We start from the raw sequence: 852 nt of genomic DNA, 5'->3' as shown, positions 1-852 counted from the left end.
GTTCGGCCGCAGGGGCCGTCGTGACGCCGCGCGACGGGGGCGGAAGCGCGCCTGCGCGGCTGCCGTACCGGCGCTGCGTCGGGGTAATGCTGCTCAATCGGGACGGTCTGGTGTTCGTCGGCAAGCGGCGGGGCGGCCAGCACGATCCGGACAAGATGGACTACCGCTGGCAGATGCCCCAGGGCGGCATCGACCGACACGAGGATCCGCTGGCGGCGGCGAAGCGCGAACTGGTCGAGGAGACAGGCGTCAGCTCCGTCGAACTGCTCGCCGAGGCGCCGGAGTGGTACTGCTACGACTTCCCGCCGGAGGTGCTGGCGCGCACCCGCTCCGGCAAATTCGCCGGCCAGACGCAGCTCTGGTTCGCCTTCCGGTTCACCGGCGACGATTCGGAGATCGACCTCACGCCGCCCGGCCACAAGCCGGAGTTCTCCGAGTGGCGCTGGGCGCCGATGTCCGAACTCCCGGGGATGATCGTGCCGTTCAAGCGCCCGGTCTATGAGAACGTGGTTCGCGCCTTCGCGCATCTCGCCGGCTGACGGGCGGCGGCCCTGATGGCTGCGGCGGACCCGCATGAAAGTCTGCGCCGGCGTTTCCGCTGGCGACTGCCGGCGCGCTTCAGCATAGCCGAGGCGATCTGCGACCGCTGGGCGCGGCGCAGCCCCGGCCGGACTGCGCTCCTCAGCAAGCGTCCCGGAGAGCCGCTCGTCGCCACCAGCTATGGCGCTCTGCGTGACGCGTCCCAGGCGCTCGCCGCCGCGCTTGTTCAGACGTTCCCGAACGCAGCCCGGCCGCAGTGCTCGGGGCCTGCATGGGCGCTGGCGGGAGGCCTTCGCGTCATCCGCGATCCCG

1 protein-coding gene and 1 pseudogene are annotated in these 852 nt (G+C 71.5%); both read left to right on the top strand.

The window, feature by feature from the left end:
* The first annotated feature begins 86 nt into the window (after positions 1–86).
* Positions 87–539 carry an RNA pyrophosphohydrolase gene (locus ACIKT0_RS19320; protein WP_407106887.1) on the top strand — a complete coding sequence of 151 codons (453 nt, stop codon included), beginning with the start codon at positions 87–89 and terminating at the stop codon, positions 537–539.
* Positions 540–554: 15 nt separating this feature from the next.
* Positions 555–852: pseudogene (locus ACIKT0_RS19315) on the top strand (hypothetical protein); the annotation flags it as partial.

Source organism: Hansschlegelia beijingensis, assembly GCF_045505405.1.
Classification (GTDB): Bacteria; Pseudomonadota; Alphaproteobacteria; order Rhizobiales; family Methylopilaceae; genus Methylopila; species Methylopila beijingensis_A.
Note: the sequence above shows the minus strand (reverse complement) of the source record. Positions and strands in the feature narration are given on the sequence as shown.